At 69.3% G+C, this 25,142-nt stretch carries 23 protein-coding genes; 3 read left to right on the plus strand and 20 right to left on the minus strand.

Features of this window, described 5'->3' with window-relative positions; translation table 11 throughout:
* Window positions 1-3 precede the first annotated feature (3 nt).
* The 6 genes from J3S89_RS06495 to J3S89_RS06520 all read right to left on the minus strand — a co-directional run bounded on the left by J3S89_RS06495 (window position 4) and on the right by J3S89_RS06520 (window position 7,460).
* On the minus strand, window positions 4-906 hold the full coding sequence (locus J3S89_RS06495) for an ABC transporter permease (protein WP_230489027.1): 903 nt from the start codon (window positions 904-906) through the stop codon (window positions 4-6).
* Between the two features lie 13 nt (window positions 907-919).
* A complete protein-coding gene (locus J3S89_RS06500) occupies window positions 920-1,837 on the minus strand; it encodes an ABC transporter permease (protein ID WP_217926650.1) in 918 nt (305 codons plus the stop codon).
* 85 nt (window positions 1,838-1,922) lie between these two features.
* Window positions 1,923-2,936, minus strand: coding sequence for an amidohydrolase family protein (locus J3S89_RS06505; protein WP_217926651.1), 1,014 nt, complete (start codon window positions 2,934-2,936; stop codon window positions 1,923-1,925).
* A 56-nt stretch (window positions 2,937-2,992) separates the two neighbouring features.
* Window positions 2,993-3,796, minus strand: a complete 804-nt coding sequence (locus J3S89_RS06510) for a crotonase/enoyl-CoA hydratase family protein (RefSeq protein WP_217926652.1) — start codon at window positions 3,794-3,796, stop codon at window positions 2,993-2,995.
* A gap of 29 nt (window positions 3,797-3,825) precedes the next feature.
* Window positions 3,826-5,676 (minus strand): AMP-binding protein, encoded by a 1,851-nt coding sequence (locus J3S89_RS06515; RefSeq protein WP_217926653.1) that lies wholly within the window; start codon window positions 5,674-5,676, stop codon window positions 3,826-3,828.
* A gap of 212 nt (window positions 5,677-5,888) precedes the next feature.
* A complete protein-coding gene (locus J3S89_RS06520) occupies window positions 5,889-7,460 on the minus strand; it encodes an ABC transporter substrate-binding protein (protein WP_217926654.1) in 1,572 nt (523 codons plus the stop codon).
* A gap of 752 nt (window positions 7,461-8,212) precedes the next feature.
* On the opposite strand from J3S89_RS06520, the gene J3S89_RS06525 reads away from it, so the two are divergent.
* Window positions 8,213-8,635, plus strand: coding sequence for a MarR family winged helix-turn-helix transcriptional regulator (locus J3S89_RS06525; RefSeq protein WP_217926655.1), 423 nt, complete (start codon window positions 8,213-8,215; stop codon window positions 8,633-8,635).
* Between the two features lie 110 nt (window positions 8,636-8,745).
* Here J3S89_RS06525 and J3S89_RS06530 read toward each other — a convergent pair whose 3' ends face one another.
* The 8 genes from J3S89_RS06530 to J3S89_RS06565 form a co-directional block, all read right to left on the minus strand.
* Window positions 8,746-10,563 (minus strand): acyl-CoA dehydrogenase, encoded by a 1,818-nt coding sequence (locus tag J3S89_RS06530; protein WP_217926656.1) that lies wholly within the window; start codon window positions 10,561-10,563, stop codon window positions 8,746-8,748.
* Window positions 10,560-12,272, minus strand: a complete 1,713-nt coding sequence (locus tag J3S89_RS06535; RefSeq protein ID WP_217926657.1) for a 3-hydroxyacyl-CoA dehydrogenase NAD-binding domain-containing protein — start codon at window positions 12,270-12,272, stop codon at window positions 10,560-10,562. The genes J3S89_RS06530 and J3S89_RS06535 overlap by 4 nt, the downstream gene beginning before the upstream one ends.
* Before the next feature lie 3 nt (window positions 12,273-12,275).
* Entirely contained in the window at window positions 12,276-13,445 is a 1,170-nt protein-coding gene (locus J3S89_RS06540; protein WP_217926658.1) for a thiolase domain-containing protein, read from the minus strand.
* Window positions 13,446-13,588: 143 nt separating this feature from the next.
* Window positions 13,589-14,257, minus strand: a complete 669-nt coding sequence (locus J3S89_RS06545; protein ID WP_217926659.1) for an RraA family protein — start codon at window positions 14,255-14,257, stop codon at window positions 13,589-13,591.
* 38 nt (window positions 14,258-14,295) lie between these two features.
* On the minus strand, window positions 14,296-14,982 hold the full coding sequence (locus J3S89_RS06550) for an RraA family protein (protein ID WP_217926660.1): 687 nt from the start codon (window positions 14,980-14,982) through the stop codon (window positions 14,296-14,298).
* Window positions 14,983-15,313: 331 nt separating this feature from the next.
* A complete protein-coding gene (locus J3S89_RS06555) occupies window positions 15,314-16,510 on the minus strand; it encodes an FAD-dependent monooxygenase (RefSeq protein ID WP_217926661.1) in 1,197 nt (398 codons plus the stop codon).
* A gap of 83 nt (window positions 16,511-16,593) precedes the next feature.
* On the minus strand, window positions 16,594-17,568 hold the full coding sequence (locus J3S89_RS06560) for a cupin domain-containing protein (protein WP_217926662.1): 975 nt from the start codon (window positions 17,566-17,568) through the stop codon (window positions 16,594-16,596).
* Window positions 17,565-18,464, minus strand: a complete 900-nt coding sequence (locus tag J3S89_RS06565) for a fumarylacetoacetate hydrolase family protein (protein WP_217926663.1) — start codon at window positions 18,462-18,464, stop codon at window positions 17,565-17,567. The genes J3S89_RS06560 and J3S89_RS06565 overlap by 4 nt, the downstream gene beginning before the upstream one ends.
* 115 nt (window positions 18,465-18,579) lie before the next feature.
* Here J3S89_RS06565 and J3S89_RS06570 point away from each other — a divergent pair, with 115 nt between their 5' ends.
* Window positions 18,580-19,530 (plus strand): LysR family transcriptional regulator, encoded by a 951-nt coding sequence (locus J3S89_RS06570; RefSeq protein ID WP_217926664.1) that lies wholly within the window; start codon window positions 18,580-18,582, stop codon window positions 19,528-19,530.
* Window positions 19,531-19,564: 34 nt separating this feature from the next.
* Here J3S89_RS06570 and J3S89_RS06575 read toward each other — a convergent pair whose 3' ends face one another.
* Entirely contained in the window at window positions 19,565-20,269 is a 705-nt protein-coding gene (locus J3S89_RS06575; protein WP_217926665.1) for a pirin family protein, read from the minus strand.
* A gap of 135 nt (window positions 20,270-20,404) precedes the next feature.
* On the opposite strand from J3S89_RS06575, the gene J3S89_RS06580 reads away from it, so the two are divergent.
* Window positions 20,405-21,352: a LysR family transcriptional regulator gene (locus J3S89_RS06580; protein ID WP_217926666.1), complete on the plus strand. Its 948-nt coding sequence runs from the start codon at window positions 20,405-20,407 to the stop codon at window positions 21,350-21,352.
* Here J3S89_RS06580 and J3S89_RS06585 read toward each other — a convergent pair.
* The 5 genes from J3S89_RS06585 to J3S89_RS06605 are packed head-to-tail and all read right to left on the minus strand — an operon-like array spanning window position 21,331 to window position 24,940.
* Entirely contained in the window at window positions 21,331-22,071 is a 741-nt protein-coding gene (locus tag J3S89_RS06585) for an energy-coupling factor ABC transporter ATP-binding protein (RefSeq protein WP_217926667.1), read from the minus strand. The genes J3S89_RS06580 and J3S89_RS06585 overlap by 22 nt on opposite strands.
* On the minus strand, window positions 22,068-22,832 hold the full coding sequence (gene cbiQ / locus J3S89_RS06590; protein ID WP_217926668.1) for a cobalt ECF transporter T component CbiQ: 765 nt from the start codon (window positions 22,830-22,832) through the stop codon (window positions 22,068-22,070). Before cbiQ ends, J3S89_RS06585 begins: the two co-directional genes overlap by 4 nt.
* Entirely contained in the window at window positions 22,829-23,458 is a 630-nt protein-coding gene (locus J3S89_RS06595; protein WP_217926669.1) for a cobalamin biosynthesis protein CbiM, read from the minus strand. The genes cbiQ and J3S89_RS06595 overlap by 4 nt, the downstream gene beginning before the upstream one ends.
* Entirely contained in the window at window positions 23,455-24,123 is a 669-nt protein-coding gene (cbiM, locus tag J3S89_RS06600; RefSeq protein WP_217926670.1) for a cobalt transporter CbiM, read from the minus strand. The genes J3S89_RS06595 and cbiM overlap by 4 nt, the downstream gene beginning before the upstream one ends.
* Before the next feature lie 13 nt (window positions 24,124-24,136).
* Window positions 24,137-24,940 (minus strand): DUF4198 domain-containing protein, encoded by an 804-nt coding sequence (locus J3S89_RS06605; RefSeq protein WP_217926671.1) that lies wholly within the window; start codon window positions 24,938-24,940, stop codon window positions 24,137-24,139.
* Between the last annotated feature and the right edge of the window lie 202 nt (window positions 24,941-25,142).

Genomic DNA, 25,142 nt, shown 5'->3' on the forward strand with positions numbered 1-25,142 from the left:
GGATCAGTTCCTGCCCTGCGGCTCGGTGACGTCGCGGATGCCGTCGCCGAGGAGATTGATCCCGATGACCAGAATGCAGATGGCCAGACCGGGGATGAGGACCAGATGCGGCTTGTAGAACATGAAGTCGCGCGCCTCGGAGACGAGAATGCCCCAAGACGACATCGGCGGCCGGATCCCGAGCCCGAGGAAGCTCAACGCCGCCTCGACCAGAATGGCGATGGCCATTTCGAGCGAGCCGATGACGATGATCTGATTGGCGATGTTCGGCAGAATCTCGCGCAGCAGGATCCAGCTCTTGGAGGCGCCCGAACACTCCGCCGCCGCGATGAATTCGCGGGTCCGGACCTGTTGCGTCGCGGTGCGGGTGACGACCGCGAAACGGTCCCAGAAGAGGAGCGACAGGATGAGGGTGATCGACAGGAGCGATCCGCCGAAGATCGACACCAGCGACAAGGCGATCAACACCCCGGGCATGGCCAGTTTGACGTTGATCAGGAAGATGATCACCGCGTCGACACGGCCGCCGAGATAACCGCCGATGATGCCGAGCGTGGTGCCGATCAGGCCGGAGAAGACGGCGGCGCCGAAGCCGACGATCATCGTCACCTGGGTGCCGTAGATGAGACGCGACAGCACGTCCCGGCCGAAGCCGTCGGTGCCGAGGATGTGCGCCCAGGTGCCGCCCTCCTGCCAGATCGTCGGAGCGAGACGCGCGGTCAGATCCTGCGCATAGGGATCGGCCGGCGCCAGGAGCGGCGCGAACAGGGCGGCGAAGGTGGCGACGAGGACGATCGCCAGGCCGATCTGGAGACCCAGATGGCGCTTGGCCATGGCCCAGCTCTGCTGCCGAGGGGTCGGCAGGGCGATGTCCATGTTGTCCAGCGGAGCAGGCGCATTCGACACGATCGAGCCTCCTTCAATTCAGGCGGATGCGCGGATCGATGCGCGCGTTGATCAGGTCCGACACCAGGGTCAGAAGCACGTAGACGAAGGACAGGACGAACAGGATCGACTGGACGACGGGGAAGTCGGCGCGCCGGATCGACTCGTAGGCGAGCGACCCGATGCCGTTCAGCGAGAACACCGATTCCACGATCACCGACCCGCCGAGCAGGAAGCCGAGCGACACCGCCGAGAGGGTCACCACCGGCAGGATCGCGTTGGGCAGGGCGTGTTTGAAGAACACCACCGTGGGGCTCAGCCCCTTGGCCCAGGCCATCCGCACGTATTCCGCGTCGAGCGCCTCGATCATGCCGCCCCGGGTCAGCCGCATGATCTGCGGCATGACCATGGTCGAGAGCGTGATCGTCGGCAGGACGAAGTTCTCCCAGCTCTGGCTGCCCGAGATCGGCAACCAGCGCAGCTGGACGCCGAACACGTAGATCAGCACCAACGCGAACCAGAAATTGGGAACCGCGCTGCCGAACACCGCCATGCCGAGCGACGCCCGGTCGATCCAGCTGTTGCGATAGACCGCCGCGAACACCCCGAGCGGCACCGCCACCGCGATCGCCGCGGCGAGGCTGAGGACGGCCAGTACGATCGTCACCTGCATCCGCGAGACGATCAGCTCGAACACCGGCTGATTGCTGACCAGCGACTGGCCGAGATCGCCCCGCACGGCGTCGAAGGCCCAATCGAAATATTGGACGACCAGCGGCCGGTCGAGACCATAGAGCTGCCGGATCGCGGTGACCTGCTCCGCCGTCGCCCCCTCGCCCGCCAGGCTCTGCGCCATGTCGCCCGACAGACGCAAGAGCCCGAAGCTGATGACGGAGACGGTGATCACGACGAGGAGCGCGATCCCCAGCCGCTTCGCGAAATATCTCCACATGACCCGACTTTCCTCCCGTCGCGCGCGTCTTGCGACGCGGGACATTCTGCGGCCTCGGCTTCGCGCGTCGCGCGCGCCGGGCGTCTCATTCGTCGTCGATCTTGAACAGCTTCATCGCGTTGCCACCGAGGATCGCGGCCTTCTCGTCCTCGGTGATGAAGTCGCAGTCGCGGATGTAGGGGATGATCGTGTCGAAGGTCTCGCCGGTCTCCGGATTGATCGCCGAGCCGACGCCCGGCATCTCCGCGCCGAAGACGCAGTGATCGGGACCCACCACCTTGATCAAGAGCTCGATCGCCTCGCGCGAATAGAGGACGGTGTCGAAATAGAGCCGGCGCAGGCGATGGAGGAAGCGCGGCGGACGCCGCACCGAGGCGGAATCGAAGCGTCCGACCTGATAGGGGATCGCCCCGCCGCCGTGGCTGACCACGATCTTCAACTCGGGGAAGTCGTCGAGCACGGTCGACTTGATCAGCCCATAGACCGCCGTCGTCTCCTCGTTGATGAAGTGGAGCGAATAGGGCTCGCGCTCGACCAGACGCGAACTCGCCGAATGGATGTGGCCGACCACGTCCAGCTCGCACATCTTCTCGTAGAGCGGATACCAGTAGCGATCGCCCATCGGCGGCGCCTTTTCGCCCGAGTTCTCGTAAGGATCGGGATTGATGAGGCAGCCGCGGAAACCCATCTTGGTGACGCAGCGCTCGAGTTCCGGCAACGCCCCTTCGATCGGATCACCAGCGGTCTGCGGCAGCCCCGCCATCGGCACGAACCGGCCCGGATAGAGCGCGCACTGGCGGGCGATGAGGTCGTTGACCTCTTCCATGTACCAGTGGACGAGCTTCGCCGGCTTTTCCGAGTGCATCATCTGATAGGGGCGCGGCGAGATCACCTGCATGTCGACGCCGGCCTTGTCGAGGCACTCCATGTGCCCCATCGGCGCCATCTCGACCCGCTCGAAGGCGGCGCGGATGTCGTCGTCGCTCGCCCCGACCTTGCCGCGGCCATGGGCGCCGCGATGCGACAGAAGCCCCGCCTTGTAGGCCGGCAACTGGGTGGGGACGGCCATGTGGGCGTGACAATCGATGATCTTGGCCATGGATTCCAGCCTCCTTCTCGGGGCGTTCGGGTCTCGATGCGGGCGTCGCGGGCGGCTCACTCGCCGCTCGGCGCCTCGCGCTCGGAACGGGTGCGCCGGCGTTCGTCGAAGAACTCGGCGATGCGGTGCTTGGAGTTGGAGGCGCGCGCCGTCAGCGTCGCGAGAATCGACTCGGCGAAGAAGCCGGTCGGTCCCATCTGCGAGATCTGCGAGACGCCGTTGATGATGGCGAAGTTGGAGACCTCGGAATTGTCCGAGAGCTTGCGCGCCAGTTCCTCCGCCCGCGCGAGCCCCTCGCCGTCCCCCACCCGATAGTGACCGAGGCCGAGATCGCAGCCCTCGCGGGCGTCGAAGCTGCGGCCGGTCAGCATCATCTCGGTGACCCGGCCGGCGCCGATGATCTGCGGCACGCGCACCGAGGCGCCGCCGCCGACGAAGATCCCGCGCTGGCCTTCCGGCAGTTGGAAATAGGTCGAGGCCTCGCAGACCCGGACATGGGTCGCCGCCGCCAGCTCCAGGCCGCCGCCGATCACGCCGCCCTTCAACACGCTGATCACCGGCACGTCGCCGTGCTCGATCCGCTCGAACACCCGATACCAGTCGCGCGAGCGGCGGATGCCGCTCAGCGGATCCGGAGAGCGGTTCTCGATCCGCTCGATCAGGTCGAGGCCGGCGCAGAAATGCTCGCCCTCCGCATGCAGGATCACGACGCGCGTGCCCTCGGGAAGATTTTCGAAGAAATCGCCGAGTTCTTCGATCATCCTGTCGTTGATGGCGTTGCGCTTGGACGGGCGGTTCAGCTTGACGTACGCGACACCATCACGAAACTCCGTCGATATGACTTCATACTCAATCGTCATAGTGATTACCTTTCCAATTCTGTCTGGTCTCAAAACACCATGACGTCGGCGTCGGGCGGATCACGGAACAGCGCCTCGATGTCGGCGCGGCGCGTCTCCAGCGTCTTGCGCTGGTTGACGTAGCCCTTGTCGGTGACCTCGCCGGCATCCATCGACAGCGGCGCGGCCATCAGCCGAACCCGGCGGACGTGACGGCTGCTGCCGGTGTTCTCGGCGTTGTAGGCGTCGATCTTCTCCCGGATCGCCGCGCGCAGGATCGGCGAGGCGAGGAGATCGGCGACGCTCGCCCCGGGCGTGCCGAGGAACTGCCGGCAGGCCTGGACGTTCGGCCACAGCAGGAGGCCGACGTAGGGTTTGTCCTGGCCGGCGACGACCGCGTCGATCACCAGCGGCGCGAGCGCGTCGACCACCGCGACCCGCAGCGCCCCCACCCGTACGAAGGTGCCGGAATCGAGCTTGAACTCCTCGCTGACGCGGCCGGAGAAGCGGAACCCTTCCTCCGGGCGATCACGATCGACGAAGACCGCCGCGTCGCCCATCTTGAAGTAGCCCTCCTCGTCGAAGGCCGCGGCGGTCAGATCCGGCCGCTTCAGATAGCCCGGCGTGATGCCGGGGCTGCGCACCCGCACCTCGTAGCGATCGTCGTCGAGCGGCAGCAGCTTGACGTCGACGCCGGGCAGCGGCAGCCCGATCAGGCCGGTCTGATCGGTGGTCCAGAACACGTACATCGCCGAGGGGCCGGTCTCGGTGGCGCCGAAGCCGGAGAGGAACGAGATCCGGTGGCCGGTGTGCCTGATCGAGAGCGCCTGGATGCGGTTGTAGGTGTCGTCGGCGAGGCGCGAGCCGCCGTAGCCGATGAAGATCAGATCCTTGAAGAAGGTGCGGCCGAGATCGTCGTCCTTCTCCATCGCCTCGGCGAGCATGGCGAAACCGGCCGGCACGTTGGCGAAGCGCGAGGTCGAGATCTCCCTGAGGTTCCGCAGCGATTCGCCGAAGAGCTCCGGCGTCGCCTTGCCGTCGTCGATGTAGAGCGTCCCGCCCTTCACCAGCGTCATGCCGAACACCGAGTTGCCGCCCATCACGTGGTGCCACGGCAGCCAGTCGACGGTGACGTGCGGCGGCTGATCGTGGACGAGATCGATCGCCTGATCGGCCATGGCGATGTTGGCGCACAGCATCCGCTGGGTGGTGATGACGGCCTTGGCGTCGGCGGTCGAGCCCGAGGTGAACATGTATTTGGCGACGGTGTCGTGGGTGATCTTCGCGATCGACTCCTCGACCGCCGGGGTCGGCTCGCAGCCGATCAGCTCGGCATAGGACGTCCCCGCCATCCCCTCGACCGGATCCTCGGCGTAGTAGACGACGACCTCGTCGAGATCGAACACCCGCAGCGCCCGCTCGTAGTCCTTCATGCTCTGCACGAACACGGCGGCGGGATGGAGCAGCTCGAGGATCGCCTTCAGCTTGGCGAAGTCCCTGCTGCGCAGCGAATAGGCCGGCGCCAGCGGCGCCACCGGCATGCGCGCCTGCATCGCCGCCATGCTGACGACCGCGTGTTCGATGGAATTGCCGCTGAGAATGACCAGAGGACGGCCCGACCAGCTGTGCTCGAGCAGCACCTCGGCGGCGCCGTCGACGGCGCGCCGCGCCTCGGCATAGCTCAGCCGGCGCCAGTCGCCGCCGTCGGCCGGACGCTGCGCGAGCCAGGTCCGATCGGGCGTGCGCTCGGCGTTGCGGCGGAACAGCGCCGTCAGATGGGCGGGAAGCGGGCGCAGCGGGGTCGCGTTGCGCGCCACCAGCACCCCGTCCGCGCGGGTTTCGATCTCGACCTGCCGCGGCATGAAGGGCACGGGCAGGAAGGGCACTTCGGAGGGGGTCATGCGGATCTCGAGCTCCGTTTCTGGCCGGCAGGCCGGCGCCGCCGGTCTGGGCACGGACGACCGGCTCTCGGCCGGCCTCACCGCCCGGCCTCGTCGTTCATCGCGCCGTTTCGTATCGATCGGATGGGATCTCCGGAGCGGCCAACCGTCGTGCCGCGCCCGGGAGGACGGACGCCGCCGACCGGCATCCGTCCCGAGGGGACCCGTTCGCCTTACTTCGCCCAGCCGAGCATCGGCGGGGTCTTGCCGTAGGATTCGAAGAAGCTGAAGCGGGCGAAGAGAATGTTGCCGCGCGTCGCCGCGTCGACCTTCACGTCGGCGGAGTGGATCACCACCACCGGATCCGTCGTGATCGGCAGGATGAAGGCCTGCTTCTCGACGATGTCGAGGGTCTCGCGGAAGAGATCCCCGCGCTTCTTCTCGTCGAGCGTGGTGTTGGCTTCTTTGGTCAGGTCGAACAGCCGCTTGTCGCCGAAGTAGTCCCGGTCGGACGAGGAGAAGAAGAAGTCCACCACCGCGCCGGTGTCGGGCAGGCCGCCGTAGACGTAGTTGGAGACCAGCGCCTGGAGACCGCCCTCGACCTGCTTCTTGCGATAGGCGCCGAGGGTCAGGACGTCGACGCTGGCGCGGATCCCGACCGCCCGGAGGTAGCCGACGACGGCTTCCGCGATCGGACGCGACGAGCCCCAGGTCGACACCTTGAGATCGAACCCGTCGGCGAGACCGGCCTCCTTCAGCAGCGCCCGCGCCTTGGCCGGATCATAGGCCTGCGGCGTGCCGCCGTCGGGGCAGCCGACCTGGAAGGGGAAGCAGAGACGCGCCATCGCATGGGCGACGCCCGTCTTGCCGGCGCCACCCGCCACGATCGACTTGCGGATCGCGTCGCGATCGACCGCATGGAAGACCGCCGCGCGCACCCGTTCGTCCTTGAACACGCTCAGGCCCGAGTGGCCGACCGCGTCGAGATACATGTACTGGAAGTTCATGTCGGAGATCGGCGTCGCGACGATGCGCGGATTGGCGGTGAGCGCCGCCACCTGATCCGGCGACTTGGCCATCATGACGTCGATGTTGCCGATCATCATTTCGGCGATCTGGGTCTGGGCGTCCGGCAGCGGCTTGAAGACGATGCGCTTGAACGCCGGCGCCGGGCCGAGCTTGTAGCCGTCCCAACGCTCCATCTCGATGCCGGTGGATTCGTTGAACTTCACGACCTTGTAGGGACCCGAGCCGATCGGCGCCCGCCCCCAGGAGGCATAGTCCGCGCCGAGCGCCGAATGCTTGTCCGAGGGATAGACGGGAACGCCGATCATCCGCGCCATCAGCATCGGATAGGGACCGCGCGTCTTCACCCGCACCGTCAGGTCGTCGACCTTCTCGGCGCCGGCGAAGAAGGCGAAGCGGCTCTTCAGGCGGAACTTGGTCTCCGGATTGGAGATGAAGTTGATCGTGTAGGCGACGTCCTCGGCGTCGAGGACCGAACCGTCCTGGAAGGTCAGGCCCGGCTCGAGCTTGAACTCCATGGTTTCGGGATCGATCTGCGACCAGCTCTTGGCGATGACCCCGACATAGGTCTTGGCCTTGGCGTCATAGGCGACCAGGGGATTGAAGACCGCGCTGGTGGTCATCGCCGTCTCGGCGCCGGGCCCCATGTAGATGTCGACCGCCTCGACCGGGCTGTCGAGCGCGACGGTCAGCGTGCCGTCCTTGATCCCGGCGACCGCCGGCCAGCTCGCCAGAACGACCGCTCCGGCCGCGACCAGACGCGTGAACCAAACGTTCATCGTATTCCTCCCCGTTCTCGTCCGCCGATGTCGTGCGGTCGGGCATGAGGGCTCCGTCTCGCCTCCCCCCCCTCCCCTGTCGCTCCGTTCGACGGCGCGGCCGAGAAGATCGGGATTTCGAAGACCCCTCGAGAACGAGGGCGCCGCGACGACGCGGCCGAAGAGCTTCACGACCGACCTGCAAGCACAGGTCCGTTTTTTTGGTGAACCACCCCATCGACGACGGGACGGCTCCGGAACGCGTTCAATTTTTTAGAACTTCGTTCTCTCAGTCAGAATATATTGTAAGCTTAGCTTATCGTCAAGGCCGCATTTTCCGGCGGCGACCGCGATCCGCGACGGTCGCTTCCGGCGAGACGTCCCCACGAACGGGCGGTTCCCGGCCCCCTTCGGCTTCGAAGGACCGGCGCCGATCGCCTCGCCCCGAAAGGCCGGCGCGCCCGGCGAGACCCCGAACGCAAGACGCGCCCCCACGAGAATGGAGACGCTCGATGATGGCATCAAGTCCCCCGCCCCGAAAGGCCCCTCGAGGCGAAGATCGGGTCCCGGAGCACGTATTCGCATCGATTTGGGAGCCATGTGAATCGGATATATATGGAGGCGACGGTCACACGATTCCACACGCAGACACGTCGTCTCCCGGCGACGGACGTCGGGCGCGTCCTCGAATATGTCAAAGGTGCGGATCCGCGCGCCGTCGGTCGCTCGCCAGACCACGGCCCGGCCACGATCACACGAGCAAAGGCCCGGTAATGACAGGCAAAACTCCCGCGCCCCGGATCTTCTATTATTTCCTCCGGCACTATCAGACCATCGACGCGATCATGGAAGCCGCCCTCAAGGAAGAGGGTCTGACCACGGGCCAATACACGATCCTCAGCGCGCTGAAACGCTTCGAGCCCTGCACTTCGGCCGAGCTCGCCCGCCGCCAGGGCATGACCGCGCAGTCGATGGGCGCCTATCTCAATACGCTCGAGGCCAAGGGTCTGGTCGAGCGCAGCTATCTGAACGGCAACCGCCGCGACATCATCGTCCGCCGCTCGGCCAAGGGCATCGAGGTGCAGGAACACTGCGACGCCCTGATCGTCGAGGCCGAGAAGACCTATCTCTCGACCATTCCGGAAGAGGCCCGCGACGATTTCGTCCGCCACCTCATCATGCTCTATCACCGCTGACCGATCGGGGAGCCGGCGCCCGGCTCCCCCCTCCGAAACGGCGAACGCCCGACGCTCCGTTTCGACGAGAGCATCGGGCGTTCGCATGTCCGGGGCTTCGGTCGATCGCCTCAGATCAGATCCGACGGCACGCCCATCAGCGGTTCGCTGCTCAGCAGCGCGCGATCCGCGAGCGCGCGGACGAGCGGCATCTCGCGCGCCATCCACACCCGGGCGAGAGCGAGTTTGCGCGCCTTCGCGTCGTCGCCGAGATGGGACGTCTCGCCCTTCAGGATGAGGCAGGCGATCTCCGCCCAGGCCCATCCGACCGCGACGATGCCGAACATCGTCAAGATGTCGTAGGCCGCCGCCGCCGAGGCGTCGGGATCGCTCGCGTCCGCCGCCGTCGCCCGGTCGAGCACGTCGCCGAGAACGTCGAGCGCCGCCGCCAGGGGCCGAACGTAGGGCGCCGCCCCCGGCGTCCCCGCCTGGGCCGCGACGAAACGCTCGATCGTGCCGAAGAAGGAGGCGCGCGGGCGTCCCTGATGGGCGGTCAGCTTGCGCTTGACGAGATCGAGCGCCTGGATGCCGTTGGCGCCCTCGTAGAGCTGGCCGACGCGGGCGTTGCGGACGAAATGCTCGAGCCCGTATTCGGCGATGAAGCCGTGACCGCCCAGAACCTGGAGGCAGTCGTTGGCGCATTCGAAGCCCTTGTCGGTGCAATAGGCCTTCATGACCGGCGTCATCACCGCCATGAGGTCCTCGCAGCGGGTCTTCTCCGCCTCGTCCTCGCCGTGACGGGCGAGCGACTGCATGAAGGCGATCTTGACCCCGAGCGCGCGCGCCCCTTCCGCGAAGGCACGGGCGCCGAGCAGCAGACGGCGGATGTCGGCGTGGACGATGATCGGATCGGCCGGACCGGCCGGATTGACCGGCCCCCGCGTCGCCCGGCCCGAGAGCCGTTCGCGGGCATAGGCGGCGGCGTTCTGCTGGGCGATCTCGGTATAGCCGATGCCCGACATCGCCACCCCGACCCGGGCGTAGTTCATCAGGAAGAACATCGCCGCCATGTTGGCGGCCGCCCCGCTGCGCCCCGGCGCGGCGATCCGGTGGCCGATCGCGTCCTCGAAGTTCATCACGCAGGTGGCGCTGCCGGCGAGGCCCATCTTGTGCTCGATCGAACCGACACCGACGCCGTTCTCCGCGCCGAGTGCCCCGGTCTCGGGATCGATCCGCCGCCGCGACACCAGGAACACGTTGACGCTCGAGAGATCGTTGGCGATCCGGCCGTCGGGTCCCGGCACCTTGGCGAGCACGATGTGGACGACGTTCTCGCCGAGATCGTTGTCGCCGCCGGAGATGAAGATCTTCGAGCCGCGCAGCCGCCAGGTGCCGTCGGAGAGCGGCTCGGCGCGGGTGCGGATCTGGCGCAGATCGGTGCCGCAATGGGCCTCGGTCATGGCCATGGTGGCGGTCCACTCGCCGGCCACCAGACGCGGCACCACGTGCTCCTTGATCCACGGTTCGGCGAGCGCGTCGAGCATCTCGGCGGCCGGGGCGCAGAAGGAGAAATACATCCGGAACGACTGTCCGGTGGCGACGCTGAACTCGCTCGAGACCGCCCCGAACACCGGCGGCAGTCCCGCCCCGCCGAGCCGCTCCGGCACGCCGGCGGCGAGCCACCCGGACTCGCGGTATTGCCGCGCCAGCTCCTTGAACGGACCGGGCGTGCGCACGCGACCGTTCTCGAGCCGCGCGCCCTCCTCGTCGGCGGCGCGATTGACCGGATGGAGCACCTTCTCGTGGAAATCCGCGAGCCCCTGGAGGAGGCCCCGGGTGAACTCCGGATCGAAATCGGCGAAGCCCGGGAGATCCCGATGCTCGTGGAGCTTCAGGACGTCGTGGAACAGGAAGACGTAGTCGTCGACGGGGGCGGTATAGGAGGTCATCGGGCCGTTCCCGTCTCTGATCCGGTTGCGCTCGACGCGAGCGTGGCGAAGGTCTCGCCGCTCCGCGCCATCGTCTCGAGCAGCGGCGCCGGCGCGAAGGGATCGCCGAAGCGGGCGTGGAGATCCACGAGCCGCGCATGCACCGCGCCGATCCCCAGACGATCGGCATGATACATCGGCCCGCCCTTCCACGACGGCCAGCCGAAGCCGGTCTGCCACACCACGTCGATGTCGCTCGGCCGCCGGGCGATGCCCGCCGCGACCAGTTTGGCGCCCTCGTTGATCATCAGGAGGATGAGCCGCTCCTCGATCTCCTCGTCCGAGATCGCCCGCCGTTCGATCCCTGCGTCGGCCGAGGCCGCCTCGATGATCGCCGTCACCTCAGCGTCGACGATCGGCCGGGTCTTGCCCGGTTCGTAGCGATAATAGCCCTTGCCGGTCTTCTGACCGAGGCGGCCCGCCTCGAAGAGACGATCGATGATGAAGTTCTTCTCGCCGGTCGACTGGCGATTGCGATAGCTGAGTTCGATGCCGCCGGCCATGTCCTGCATCTCGAACGTGCCCATCGGCATGCCGAAACGGGTCAGCACGGCGTCGATCTGGCGCGGCAGCGCCCCCTCGAGCAGCATCCGCGCCGCCTGACGCTCGCGCGCGATCATCAGCCGATTGCCGACGAAACCATAGGCGTTGCCGACCACCACCGGCACCTTGCCGAGCCGTTGCCCGACCTGCATGGCGAGCGCCAACGTCGCTTCCGACGTCGCCGCGCCGCGCACCACTTCGAGCAGCCGCATCACATGGGCCGGGTTGAAGAAGTGGAGGCCGACCACCCGGTCGGGCCGATCGGTCGCGGCGGCGATCTCGTCGATGTCGAGGGTCGAGGTGTTGGAGCAGAGACAGACGCCGGGCCGCGCATGGCGGGACGCCTCGGCGAAGACGGACGTCTTCAGCTCCATCTGCTCCCACACCGCCTCGACCACCAGATCGGCCCGCGCCAGATCGGCCATCGCCGTCGAGGTCGCGAGGCGCGCCAGCGTCGCGGCGGCCCCCTCGGCGGACAGGCGCTTGCGCGTCACGTCGCGTTCGAGCGTCTCGGCGATGCGCGCGCGCGCCCGCTCGAAGGCCTCCTCGGCCCGATCGATCATCAGGACCGAAAAACCGGCCTTCAGGAAGGCGGTGGTGATGCCGATGCCCATGTTGCCGGCGCCGATCACCGCGACCGTCTCGATTTCGACCGGCGGCTTGCCGGCGGCGAAGGCCTTCTCGTCGGCCGCGACCGCCGCCATGGCGGCGTCGGTATGCGCCCGCGCCGCGTTCGCCTCCGCCGTGGTGAAGGCGAGCCGCAGAACACCCTCGCGGTCCGCCTGGAACGCCACCGTCACCCGGTCGCCGATGGCGAGGCGATGGACGTCGGCGTCGAGGACGACGGAATTGATCCGGAGGCCCTCGTCGAGATCGACGATCGCCGGCGCGGTCGCCCGCTTGGCGCCCTCCATGACCGTGAAGGAATAGAGGCTCGCTCCGCCGCTCGCCTCGACCCAGTCGACGTCGCGGCTGCCGCACACCGGGCAGTGCGAACGGGGATAGTAGTGCGCTTCGCCACAGGCGCCACAGCGTCGGATCAGGAAGCGGCCCTCGGCGGCGGCCTCACGGAAGATCCGAGCCTCGGGGCTCACCTCGGCGCGCGGGGGCTTGGTCTCGATGGTCATGGCTCACGCGGCCTCCAGAATGACGGTTCCGGCCATGTGCTGGCTGGAGAGAAGCCCGCCGGTGCCATGGGCGAGGACGAGGCCGTGGTCGGCGACCTGGACCGAGGGATGAGCCTCGCCACGACACTGGCGAACCGCCTCCAGCATCTTGGTCATGCCGCCCTTGTTGCCGGGATGATTGGAGCAGAGCCCGCCGCCGTCGGTGTTGACCGGCAGCCGGCCGATGCCCGAGATCAGATTGCCGTCGGCGACGAAGCGGCCGCCCATGCCCTTCTCGCAGAAGCCGATGTCCTCGAGCTGCATGATGACCGTGATGGTGAAACTGTCGTAGAGCGAGGCATATTTGATGTCGCCCGGCGTCACCCCGGCCTCCTCGAAGGCCTTGGCGGCGCTGAAGACGCCGGCCGAATGGAGGAGGTCGATGCGACCGCCCCGGCTGTGCCTCATCGCCTCGCCCGCGCCGGCGATCTTCACCACCGGCCGCGCCAGCGACCTGGCGATCTCCGGACGGGTGATCACCAGCGCCCCGCCGCCGTCGGTGACGACGCAGCAGTCGGCGCGGCGCAGCGGATCGGCGACCAGCGGCGAGGCCATCACGTCGGCGAGCGTCATCGGCTCGCGCAGCCGCGCATGCGGATTGTACTGGGCGTGATGCGACGCCGCGACCTTGACCCAGGCGAGCTGCTCGGCCGTGGTCCCGAATTCGTGCATGTGGCGCTTGGCGACCATGGCGTAGCCGTAGACCGGCGGCACCATCACCGGCGGCGCGAATTCGCGTTCCGGCACCTTCGACATGTCGACCCCGGCGAGCACCGGCCCGGCGCCGGCGGCGAGCGGCCGGTCGGCCATGGTGATCAGCGCGACGTTGCATTGCCCGGTCGCGATCGCCCGGGCGGCGTGCGACACGTGCAGGAGATAGGACGACCCGCCCGTCTCCGTCGTGTCCATGTAGCGCAGATTGTTCAGCCCGATGTACTCGGCCATCGAGAACCCGCCGATCCCCGGCGCGTCGGCGCCGCAGAAATAGGCGTCGACGTCGGACGGCGACAGGCCCGCGTCGGCGAGCGCGCCCAAGGCGACGTCGGCATGGAGCCGCGCGATCGAGAGATCGTCCGCCCGCCGCGTCGGGTGCTCGTAGATCCCCGCCACACAGGCCTGACCCTTGATGCTCAAAGCCGTTCCTCCCCCGCACCGGACGGGTGTCGGCCCCGTCCGCTTTTTATAAGTCTACCTTACTATATGCTGCTGCGTCCGATTCCGTCAACGCGGTCGGAAGACCGCGTCGACGGGTCGAAGGCCGGCGCTTCCCGTCGCGATCACCGATGGAAGCCGAAGATCTCCATAGTGGTCTCACCGGCGAGAAGACGGCCGATCTGGCCCTGCTCCGCCGCCTCGCGCGCCGCCGAGGCGGCGAGCACCGTCGGCACCGAGGCGCGCGGCAGCGCCACCAGCCCGTCGCCGTCGCCGACGATCAGATCGCCCGGCTGCACAACGACGTTGCCGAGGAGGATGGGATGGCCGACCCAGCCCAGCGCGCCGAAATCCTTGCCGGTGCCGCGGATCGACAGGCCCCGGGCGAACACCGGCACGCCGACCTCGTCGAGGAGATCGCCGTCACGGACGCAGCCGTCGATGACGAGACCGGCGAGGCCCCGGCTCTTGGCCGCCGTCGACATGATCTCGCCCCAGTAGCCGTAGTCGAAGGCGCCGGACACGTGGACGACCATGACGTCGCCCGGCCGCGCCGCTTCCAGCGCCCGGTGGAGCCACAGATTGTCGCCGCCCGGCGAATGCACCGGCAGCGCCGGCCCGGCGAGCCGCATGGTCGGGGCGACCGGCTTGATCGCCGACGGCAGCGCGCCGATCTTGCCGGCGGCCTCGTGCAGCGTCGCCGTCGGCAGGCTCAGGGCGGTGGCGACGTCGTCGGGCGAAACCCGCTCGAAGTCGGAGGTGATGGTCAGTTCCGGTTTCATCTGGGCGGTCATCCTGCGTCCCGTATCCGCGTCCTGGCGAGAAAGGCCGCTCACGCGGCGCCGTTCCCCAACATGTGTTCGTAATTGGCGCCCATGACCTCGCCGATCGGCTTGCCGGCGAGCAGCGCCTTGGCCATGGCCGCCTCCTTGGCGGCGATGAACTCGGCCGCGTCCAGCACCGCCTCGACCGTCGCGGCGGCGATGAAGACGATCGCGCTCGAATCGGCGATGACGTAGTCGCCCGGCGCGACGCGGACACCCCACGGCTCGATCGGCTCGTCGGTCGCCGCCTCGACGACGCGGGAGCGCGCCGTCCGCGCCGTCAGAGCGGTCGAGAAGATCGGGAAGTCGTAGTCGCGCGCCTCGTCGATGTCGCGCACCGGACCGTCGGCGACGACGCCCGCCACCCCGCGCAGCTTGGCGCCGAGAGTCAGAAGCCCGCCCCAACAGCCGGCGTCGAGCCCCGTGCGCTGCTCGACGACGATGACGTCGTCGGGACCCGAGGCCTCCACCGCCGTCGTGCCGAGATGGCGCACCGCGCCGGCCGGGCGCGCGCCCGCGTGCAGTTTCAGCGTCCGGACCCGCCCGGCGATACGCGCCGCCGCGCCCGAGCGCTTCGGCACGCCGGTGACCTGGCCCGTCAGCCCCAGCTGGTCGAGCGCGTCGGACACGGCGCAGGCGTCGAGGCGCCTCAGGCGCCGAACCGCTTCGTCGGCGATGGTGGTGGTCGTCGTCATCGATCGTTCTTTCTTCCCTGACGTGCTGCGTGTTCTTCGTCTGCCCCGCCCCACCCCCGATCGCGTCGGAGGCGAGACGGCGAGCCTCGCGGGCGCGATGCCGGCCCCGGACCACGTTCCGCGCGCGGCGGGCCTCCCGGCCAGTGGAAGGCGCGCCGCGCGACGGCTCCGAAACCCCTGTCGGATGGCCCGGGAGCCGACCCGCCGCTCGCTCAGGGCAGTCACTATTTCAGAACGCAATTATGCACAACAGAACGATACTGACAAGCGTCGACGCGAGCGCCGAGATCTCGAAGGGATCGGAGCCCGCGCGAGAGCCGCTCGCGCGCGGTCAGAGCGGTGCGCGCGTGACGTCGTCGGCGAAGATCCAGTCGTAGCGCGCGAGGATCGCGTCGCGGTTCCATTGTCCGTCGACATAGGCCGCCGCCCCCGCCTCGGTCGCCAGGGCGGGATTGTGGAAGCGCTCGGTGTTGGCGGAGGCGCCGAGCACCTTGCGGCGAGTGACCTCGATGCGCGCCGCCTCGTAACGGGCGAGCGCCTCGGAAACGTCGTCGCCGAAGGCCTCGAAGGCGCGGGCGAGCACCACCGCGTCCTCGAGCGCCATCACCGCGCCCTGCGCCAGGAACGGCAGGGTCGGATGGCAGGCGTCGCCGAGCAGCGTCACCCGCCCGACCGTCCACCGCTCCATCGGTGGCCGACCCAGCAGCGCCCATTTGAAGAGCGACGGCGCCGCGCCGATCATCGCCTGGATGTCGGCGTGCCAGCCGAGGAAGTCGGCCCGGCACTCCTCGACCGTGCCCTCGGTGGTCCAGGACTCGTCGCGCCAGTCGTCGCGATCGACGGTGGCGACGAAATTCATCAGCCGGCCGCCGCGCAGCGGATAGCAGACCACATGCGCGCCCGGGCCGATCCAATTGGTGGCGACCGAGCGCGCCATGTGCGTCGGCAGACGCTCCATCGGAATGACGCCGCGCCACGCCATCATTCCCGAGAACCGCGCCGCGCTCTCGCCGTGGAGCCGGTTGCGGATCCGCGAATGGACCCCGTCGGCGCCGATCAGCACGTCGCCGCGCACTTCGCCCCCGTCCTCGAGGCGCAGGACCACCCCGTCGCCGTCCGCGCCGAAATCCGTCACCTTGGCGCCGAGATGGAGCGCCGAGGGCTTCAGCGCCAACACGGCGTCGGTCAGAACCTGCAACAGGTCCGGACGGTAGACGGTGAGATAGGGATGGCCCCAGCGCGCGATCGCCTCCGCGCCGAGATCGAACAGTTTCCACGTCCGCCCGGAGTTCCACAGCCGGATCTCCTTGCCGTCGGCGTCGCAGGACACCGCCTGCAGCGCATGAAAGACGCCGAGGTGATCGAGCGCGCGATTGCCGTTGGGGCTGATCTGGACGCCGGCCCCGACCTCGCGGAAGGCCTGCGCCTGCTCGTAGACGTCGACGTCGAAGCCCTTGCGCAGCAGCGCCAGCGCCGCCGCCATGCCGCCGATGCCGCCACCGGCGACGAGAAGATGCGGTTTGCCCATGAGGTTTCCCCCGCCCTCCCGCCGGGAGGGTCGTCGCGGATCGATGGATGGAGGAGGTCCCGCCGCCGGCGAGACCGCGCCGCTCAGCGGACGAGCGGCTCTTCCCGGAGGAAGCCGAGGAGACGCAACGTCGGCTCGTCCGAGACCTCGACGAGGAGCGCGTCGGAAGTCGCGCGGATCTCGAAGTCGTGCCACGACGGCAGGCAGAAGACGTCGCCGCGCGTCCAGTCGAACGCGCCGTCGCCGAGACGCGCGACGCCCGCGCCCGAGGTCGCCGCGAAGATCCGGCTCGCCGTCGAGCGTCCGGCCGCGTCGCTCGCCCCGGCCGGCAGCTCCACATAGGTGACCGAGAGCGTCGGGACATGCCCCTGCGTCGGCAGCACCAGCCGCCGGCCGCCGCCCGGCCGCACCGGCTGGCCGGCCATCTCGGCGACCACGCGGGCGCGGGTGAAGACGAGCGGGCAAGTCTCCGGATCGGGCTCGGCCTCGACCGTCTGATGGACGGCGGCGAGGTTCTCCGCGAACATCGGCTCCAGCCGGTGGACCAGCGGCACGTCGAGGAAGTCGATCCAATAGGCCTTCGCCGTGCCCTCGTTGTAATGGCTGTGCCAGGCCCAGTTCGGCGTCAGCAGGAAGTCGCCGGGCCGCATCGGGAGCTTCACCCCGTCGACCACGGTGTAGACCCCCTCCTCGCCGTCGAGGATCAGGCGCATGGCGTTGGCGGTGTGGCGATGACTGCGGGCATATTCGCCCGGCTGGATCATCTGATAGGCCGTGACGATGGTGCGGACCGTGTCGTAGTCGTTGTCGCCGACCGGATTGAACATCAGGAGATTGCGCCGCTCGGCGTCCTCCGTGCTCATCCATTCGCCCGCCTTGTCCATCGCCGCCGCCGCGTCGGCATAGCGCCAGCGGTTCGGCCGGAACTCGGTCCTGGGCTCGCGCCACAGCGACGGCCGCTTCTTGTGCCAGCCGGCGGTCAGCCGCCCCTCGGCGAAGACGGCGTAGAGGTCGTCGAGATCGCGGGCCGCCTCGACCCCGGCGCGGATCTCGCTCATGCCCGGCCTCCCGCGACCACCGCGCGCTTGAATTCATAGGGCTTCGCGAAGACCGGGTTGCGGCCGAGCGCGCCCTGCTCGACCCGAACCGACATCGACCCGACCCGTTCGATCTCGATCCGCACCACGTCGCCGTCGGCGATCGGGCCGACCCCGGCCGGCGTGCCGGTGGCGATCACGTCGCCCGGCTGGAGCGTCGCCGCCGAGGAGGCGACGGCGATCATCTCCGGCAGCGAGACGATGAGATCGCGGGTGTTGGCGTGCTGGCGCAGCTCGTCGCCGACCCACAGCCTCATCTCGAGCGCGCTCGGGTCGCCGACCTCGTCGGCCGTGACGATCCACGGGCCGACCGGGGTGAACGTGTCGTAGGACTTGCGCATCACCCGCTCCTCGCGCCCCCGCACGGTGACGTCGATCAGGCAGGCATAGCCGAAGACGTGGTCGAGCGCGGTCTCGACCGGGATCTGCCGCCCGGCCTTGCCGATGATCACCCCGAGTTCGCATTCGTGATGGACCGATCGGCCCGGCAGATCCGGCAGGACGATCGGCTCCGACGCCCCCGACAGGGACGAATTCGCCTTCAGGAAGAAACCCTGGACGTCGGCGAGGCCGGTCGTCGCCATCTCCGCCGCGTGGTCGTGATAATTGACAGGGAAGGCCAGGAGCTTGTTCGGCCACGGCACCGGCGTCTCCAGGAAGACCCGGTCGAAGGGCACCGTATCGCCCTCCCCGAGCGCCGCCTCGAGCACCGGACGCAGCGTCTCGAAGTTCCGGATCAGACGGTTCATCGCCACCGGCGGCCAATCCTCGCCGACGCCGCAATGCCGCGTCACGTCGGCCACCCGCACACCGTCGGTCACGCCGATCCGACCACCATCGTACCTGATCAACTTCATGAGGGCCTCCTCCGCACCGGCGATCGCCGCCGCCTCGGGGGAAAGAGTGTCCGATGGCGAGATTTGACACAATTATATTGCAGGCATAGGATTCATCTCATTTGGAGATGGGTCGTTGGATTTTCGCGATCTCGAGGCCTTCGTCGCCGTCGCCCGCCAGGAGAGCTTCTCCCGCGCCGCCACCCAGATGCGCATCGCCCAATCGGCGCTGAGCCGCCGCGTCGACCGGCTGGAGCATCAGTTGGGCGCCCGTCTCCTGACCCGCCACGGCCGTGGCGTCCGGCTGACCGATGCCGGTCATCTCCTGATGGACCGTTCGCAGGCCTTGATGCGCGATCTCGCGGCGGTCGAGGCCGACGTCCAGAGCCTCGCCCAGGAGCCGACCGGCCACGTCCGGCTCGCCCTGCCGCCGGCGACCAGCGAGGTCCTGAGCCCGTTGCTGGTGAAGGCCTGCCGGGACGAGTTCCCGCGCATCACCCTGCAGATCCGGGAAGGGTTCAGCGGCGCCATTCACGATTGGCTGCTCGCCGGCGAGGTCGACGTCGCCGTCTTCTACAGCCCCGAGGCGGCGCCGGAACTGGAGATCGTGCCGCTCCTCGACGAACCGCTCTGCGTCGTCGTGCCGGCCGACATGGTGGTGGAGAACGAGGCGGCCTTTCCGGCCCGAGCCCTCGCCGACCTCCCCCTGATCCTGCCCGCGCGCCCTCACAGCCTGCGCCCGGTGGTCGAGCGCTACGCCGCCGACCACGGTTTCCAGCCCCGTGTCGCCTATGAGATCGACGGCATCCGCACGATCCGCGCGCTGATCGCCGCCGGGCTCGGCTGCACCGTCTTCAGTCATGCCGAGATCGCCGGCGACATCGACGCCGGCGTGGTGAAGGCGATCCCGCTGGACCCGCGTCTGAGCTGGCGGCTGTGCATGGTCCGCAAGACGTCGGCGCGCGCGACCCGCGCCACCGAGGCGGTGAAGGACCTGATCCTCGCCCAGATCTCCGCCCTCCTCGAACGACGCTTCTGGCGCGGCACGCTCCTCGCCGGAGCCCGCCGCGCCGAAACGCGCACCTGAGGCGAGGCACACGTCGCCTCGGATGCCTCTCGCCTCACGGCGCCATGTCGAACAGCAGCACCTCGGCGTCGTCGATCCCTTCGAGCCGCACCGGCCCGGAGGTGCCGATCGCCACGCCGTCGCCCTCGCCGAGCGTCTCGCCGGCGAAGCGGACCGAGCCGCGCGCCACGTGGATCCAGCCGCCGCGTCCCGCCGCGATCTCGTGGGTCACGGCCTCGCCGGTGCCGAGGACCGTCGCCCACAGATCGACGTCCTGATGGATCGTCACCGACCCGTCGCGCCCGTCACGCGAACCGACCAGACGCAGCCGGCCGCGCTTCTCCTCGGGGGCGAAGAAGGTCTGCTCGTAGCTCGGCGCGATGCCGTGCGCCTCCGGCATGATCCAGATCTGGAGGAAATGCACCGGCTCGCTGCCGGAGGCGTTGAACTCGGAGTGGCGGATGCCGGTGCCCGCCGACATGCGCTGCACGTCGCCCGGCCGGATCACCGAGCCGGTGCCGAGGCTGTCGCGATGCTGCAACCCGCCCTCGAGCACATAGGAGACGATCTCCATGTCCTCGTGCGGATGGGTCGGGAAACCGCCGCCCGCCGCGACCCGGTCGTCGTTGATGACCCGCAACGGGCCGAAACCCATGTGTTCCGGGTCGTAGTAGTGACCGAAGGAGAAGGTGTGGCGGCTGTCGAGCCAGCCGAAATTCGCCCGGCCGCGATCGGCCGCTCTGCGGATGACGTGCGCCATGATCGGATCCTTTCTCGAGCGGGCGTCGATGCCCGCGTCTTTCGAAAGCCAATCTAGGTCTTGCCAATCCTCGCGACAATCATCAGCATCGGCGACGCACTGCATCCATTTCGGAACCAATCGCGAGGTGCCCGCATGGACAAGCTCGAGGCGATGAACGCCTTCGCCCGGGTCGTCGCCCGCGGCAGCTATGCCGAGGCGGCCCGCGCGCTCGGGCTCACGCGCTCGGCGGTGAGCAAGGCGGTGATGGAGCTCGAGCACCTCCTCGGCGCCCGTCTGCTCGATCGCTCGACCCGCCGCGTCACCCCGACCGAGGCCGGCCTCGCCTATTACGAACGCTGCCTCGACATCCTCGCCCGGGTCGAGGAGACCGAGGCGCAGGTCTCCCGTCTCCACGACGAACCCCGGGGCGTCCTGAAGATCAACGCGCCGGTCTCCTTCGGCGTGCTCCATCTCGCCCCCGCCGTCGCCGACTTCATGGCCACGCACCCGGATCTGGCGATCGAACTGGCGCTCACCGATCGCTTCGTCGACCCGATCGAGGAAGGGGTCGACGTCACCGTCCGCATCGCCCGGCTCGCCGATTCGAGCCTCGTCGCCCGCAGGCTCGCCCCGGCCCGCCGGGTGATCGTCGCCTCGCCCGAGCATCTCGCCCGATACGGCGCGCCCGCCGCGCCCGAGGATCTCGCCGCCCGCCCCTGCCTCTCTTATGGCCACACCACCACGCTGCCGCGCTGGCGGTTGAGCCGGGACGGCGAGACCTTCGACGTCGCCGTCGGCGCCGCCATGTGCTCCAACAACGGTGACGTGCTGCGCCTCGCCGCGCTCGCCGGACGCGGCCTCACCCTGTTGCCGACCTTCCTGGTCGGCCCCGACATCGCCGCCGGCCGTCTGGTGCCGGTCCTCGACGACACCCCGCCGCCGGACCTGGGAATCCACGCGCTCTACGCCCCCAACCGCTATCTCGCCGCCAAGACCCGGCTCTTCATCGATTTCCTGGTCGCCCGTTTCGGCCCGGAACCGCCGTGGGACGCCTTCCGGCGCGCGGTGGGAGCGAACGATCAGGCCGTGCCGTCGCCGTGATCGTGGCCGTGCGCCTCGTCGAGGGCGTGAATGTGCACGTGGTCGTGGACATGCACGTGGCGATGCAGGCTCGCCGGGCGGACGCGCCCGCCCTCGAGCAGCACCGCCCGCGTCGCCAGACGTTCCAGGAACACCCGATCGTGCGAGACCAGCACCATCGCCACGTCGAGCCCCGCGAGGATCTCGATCAACCGGGCGAGCCGGGTCTCGTCGAGCCCGGTGGTCGGCTCGTCGAGGAGCAGCGCCTTCGGCTCCATCGCCAGCACGCAGGCGAGGCTGACCAACCGCTTTTCGCCGCCCGAGAGCCGATGGGTGAGGCGCCGGGCGAGATCGGCGAGGCCGAGCCGCGTCAGCGTCGCCTCCGCCCGCTCGGTCGCCGCCGCTCGCGTCATCCCGAGATTGAGCGGCCCGAAGGCGACGTCCTCGATCACCGTCGGCGAGAACAGTTGATCGTCGGGATCCTGGAACAGGAAGCCCGCGCCGATCCGCACCTCGCGGAAGTCGCGCTCGACCCGCCGCTCCGCGCCGAAGGCGACGAGACGGCCCGAGCGGATCGTCTCGAGCCCCACCAGCGTGCGCAGCAGCGTCGTCTTGCCGGCGCCGTTGTCGCCGACCAGCGCCAGCCGTTCGCCCGGATCGAGCCGCAGCGTCACCCCGTCGAGCACCATCCGCCCGGCCCGCGCCACCGCCACCGCGTCGAGTTCGAAGAGCGCGCTCATGACGACCGATCCACCACCAGAACCGCGAGGAGGACGAGCCCGAGCCCGACCGCGAAGGCGGCGTCGAGACGCGTGAAGCGCCCCTCGTCGACCAGCGCGAAGCGCCCGGCGAAGGCCCGGCACCGCATCGCCTCCTCGACCCGCTCGGCCCGTTCGAAGGCCCGGACCAGGAGTTGCCCGATGAAATGGGCGAGCGTCCTGAGCCCGTGCGCGGAAGGCCGCGCCCGAAACCCGCGCACCCTGAGCGCGTCGTCGAGCCGCCGCGCCTCCGCCGCCACCAGCCCGACCCAGCGCGCCGCGAAGAGCAGGAGATGGACGAGCTTCTCCGGCATCCCCAGCCGCGCCAGGGCATGACCGAGCCGGATCGGCTCCAATCCACCGATCAGCGTGAAGAGCGCGATCGCCGAGAGATTGACCCGGAGCACGATCGCCGCCGCGCGCTCGAGCCCCGACTGCGACAGGGCGATCGGCCCGAAGGTCACCACCGCCGGCCCCGGCACGGTGAGCGGCAGGAGCAGCGCCAGCACCACCAGGAAACCTTCCACATGGGCGAGCCGCCGGGCGAGATCGGCGACACCGACCCCGGCGAGACGCGCGGCGATCAGCGCCACCGGAACGAGACCCGCCAGAAGAGGGAGCGAACGCGCCGCGAGCACCACCACGACGACCGCGACGGCGGCGGCGACCCGGGTCCGCGGCTCGAACCGATCGAGCCGTGACCCTTCGACCGCCGCCTCCGCACACAGAAAGGCCTCGCTCATGCGCGCGGGCCCTCCCGTTCGCGCCGTCGCGCCATGCCCCAGGCACCGAGCCCGGCGAGACCGACGATCATGCCGATCCCGCCCATGATGTCGGCGAAGCGCAGCCGCGCCTCCGAGCGTTCCTGCGCCTCGACGAGAGGCTGCAACCGCCGCGCCAGCGCCCGATCGACCGCCGCCTCGATCTCGGCCGCCGAGACGATCGCGTCGGGACCCCGCGCCACGGCGCCCGGCTTCGCGACCTCCGGCCCCGAGGCCGGCGCGGCCGCGACCGGCGCCGGTGTCGACGCCGAGGTCGCGCCGACGAACCGATCCGCCGTCACCTCGGCGCGCGTGAAATGCCCGTCGCCGGTGTCGAGGAGCACCGTGTAGGCGGCCGGTGCCGGCGCGGTCCAGGCGAAGGCGCCGTTCGCGTCGGTCCGGCCGTCGTGGAGATCCCGGCCGTCGGCGTCGCGGATCTTCACGACGACACCCTGCGGCCGGCCGCCGCCGACGAAGAAGCCGTGGCCGGAGACGACCATGCCGTCGACGGTGACGAAGAGCTTCAGCGAATGGGCCGCGACCGGGGCCGAGGCGAGCCCGACCGCCACCCAGACGATCACCGCGAGCGGAGTGGACCGGCCGATCACGACGCCACCTCGATCGATTCGGCCGCCGGCACCACGACCGGAAGCGGCGCCGGCTCGAAGGCCGTCAGCCCCAGAACCTCCGGTTTGACGCGGGCGAGATGGGCGACCAGGACGCCCGTCACCACCGCCTCGATCGCCGCCAGCGGCACCTGCGTCGCCACGACCACGCCGAGGCTCGGCACGTAGTCGGGCGAGGAGAGCGCCAACGCCAACGCCATGCCGCCCGCCGTCCCGGCGACCGCGAGCGCGCCGACGCCGGCGCCGATCGCCACCCGCCCGGCCGTCGAGACCCGCCCGAGCAGCGGCCGCGCCAGAACCCCGAGCACCACGCCCGGCAGCGCCATGTTCACCGTGTCGACCCCGAGCGTCGAGATCCCGCCGAAGCCGAACATCGTCGCCTGCAGGAGGAGCCCGACGAAGACCGCCGGAAAGGTCGCGACCCCGAGCACCAGCCCCATCGTGCCGCCCAGCAGGAGATGGATGCTCGACGGACCGATCGGCACCGAGAACAGCGAGCCGACGAAGAACAGCGCCGCCAGGATCGCCGTCTTCGGCACGTCGCGTTCGTCGATCGCCCTGAGGCCGAGCCCGATCCCCGCCGCCGCGAGGGCGCCACCGCCGATCAGCACGGGAAGCGACAGGACCCCGTCGGGAATATGAGCCATCGCACGCCCTCCCTCACTTCGACGCCGAGGCGGGCGCGGCGCCCATGTCGGTCGCCTTGACCCAGATCAGACCACCCCATTCGGTCGCCGCCGGCGAGCCGTCGGGCGCCTTCGCCTCGGGCCCGTCGACCAGCGCGGCGAAGCCCCACCATCCCGCGCGCGGCATCGCGTGGACGAAGACGCCGTTCGCGTCGGCCCGCGTCACCTGCGTCAGGAAGGCCTCGTTGGGCGCGGCGACCGAACCGTCGTTGACCCATTCCACCTCGACCTCGGCGAAGGGCACCGGCCGGCCGTCGCGCCGCACGATGCCGCGAAAGACGTCGCCCGCCCAGAGCCCGGTCGGCCGCGTCAGCGGCTCGATCTCCACCGGCAGGCCGACCGGCTTCGCCCAGCCCTCGCCAGAGGCCCAACCGTCGACGATCACTTTCGCATAGTGGACGATCCATTTCTTCTCCGCCGCCTCCCAATAGGGCTTCGGCTCGACGAAGAAGGCGACCGCCCCGGGCGCGGCGGCCGTCCAGTCGAAGGTCCAGGCCGACTTGCCGTCGATCGGCTTCGCCTTCAGGCGCGGCATCAGATCGACGACACCGGCCTCGCCGGAGACGCCGACCCGCACCGGCGCCGCCATCTCCATCACCGGGCCGCGCGCCATCGGATGGGTGAAGACCAGATCGACGGAGACCGGCCCGCCCTCGGGCAACACGTCGGCGGACGGCAGGATCTCCTGGAAATGCGCCGCCGCCGGCGCCGCCGCGACGAGCGCGAGACCCGAACCGAGGAGGAGGGAGGCGACGGCGGGGGCGAGAACGGTTCGCATCATGGATCTCCGATCGAAAGCGTCGATGCACGATAAGATGATTCTTAAAATTTGTCATACTCCATTTCCCGGACGGCGCGGGCGATTTCGTCGCAGCCCGGCGCGAGGCCCGGCGCCGCCCCTCGCCGATTTGACGAGGCGGAAGCCCGGCGTCTAACCTCCCCTCGGACCCGTCGGCCGGACCGGCCACGGCCTCGATCGA

The sequence above is a fragment of the Pinisolibacter aquiterrae genome (genome assembly GCF_019160155.1).
Taxonomy (GTDB): Bacteria; Pseudomonadota; Alphaproteobacteria; order Rhizobiales; family Ancalomicrobiaceae; genus Pinisolibacter; species Pinisolibacter aquiterrae.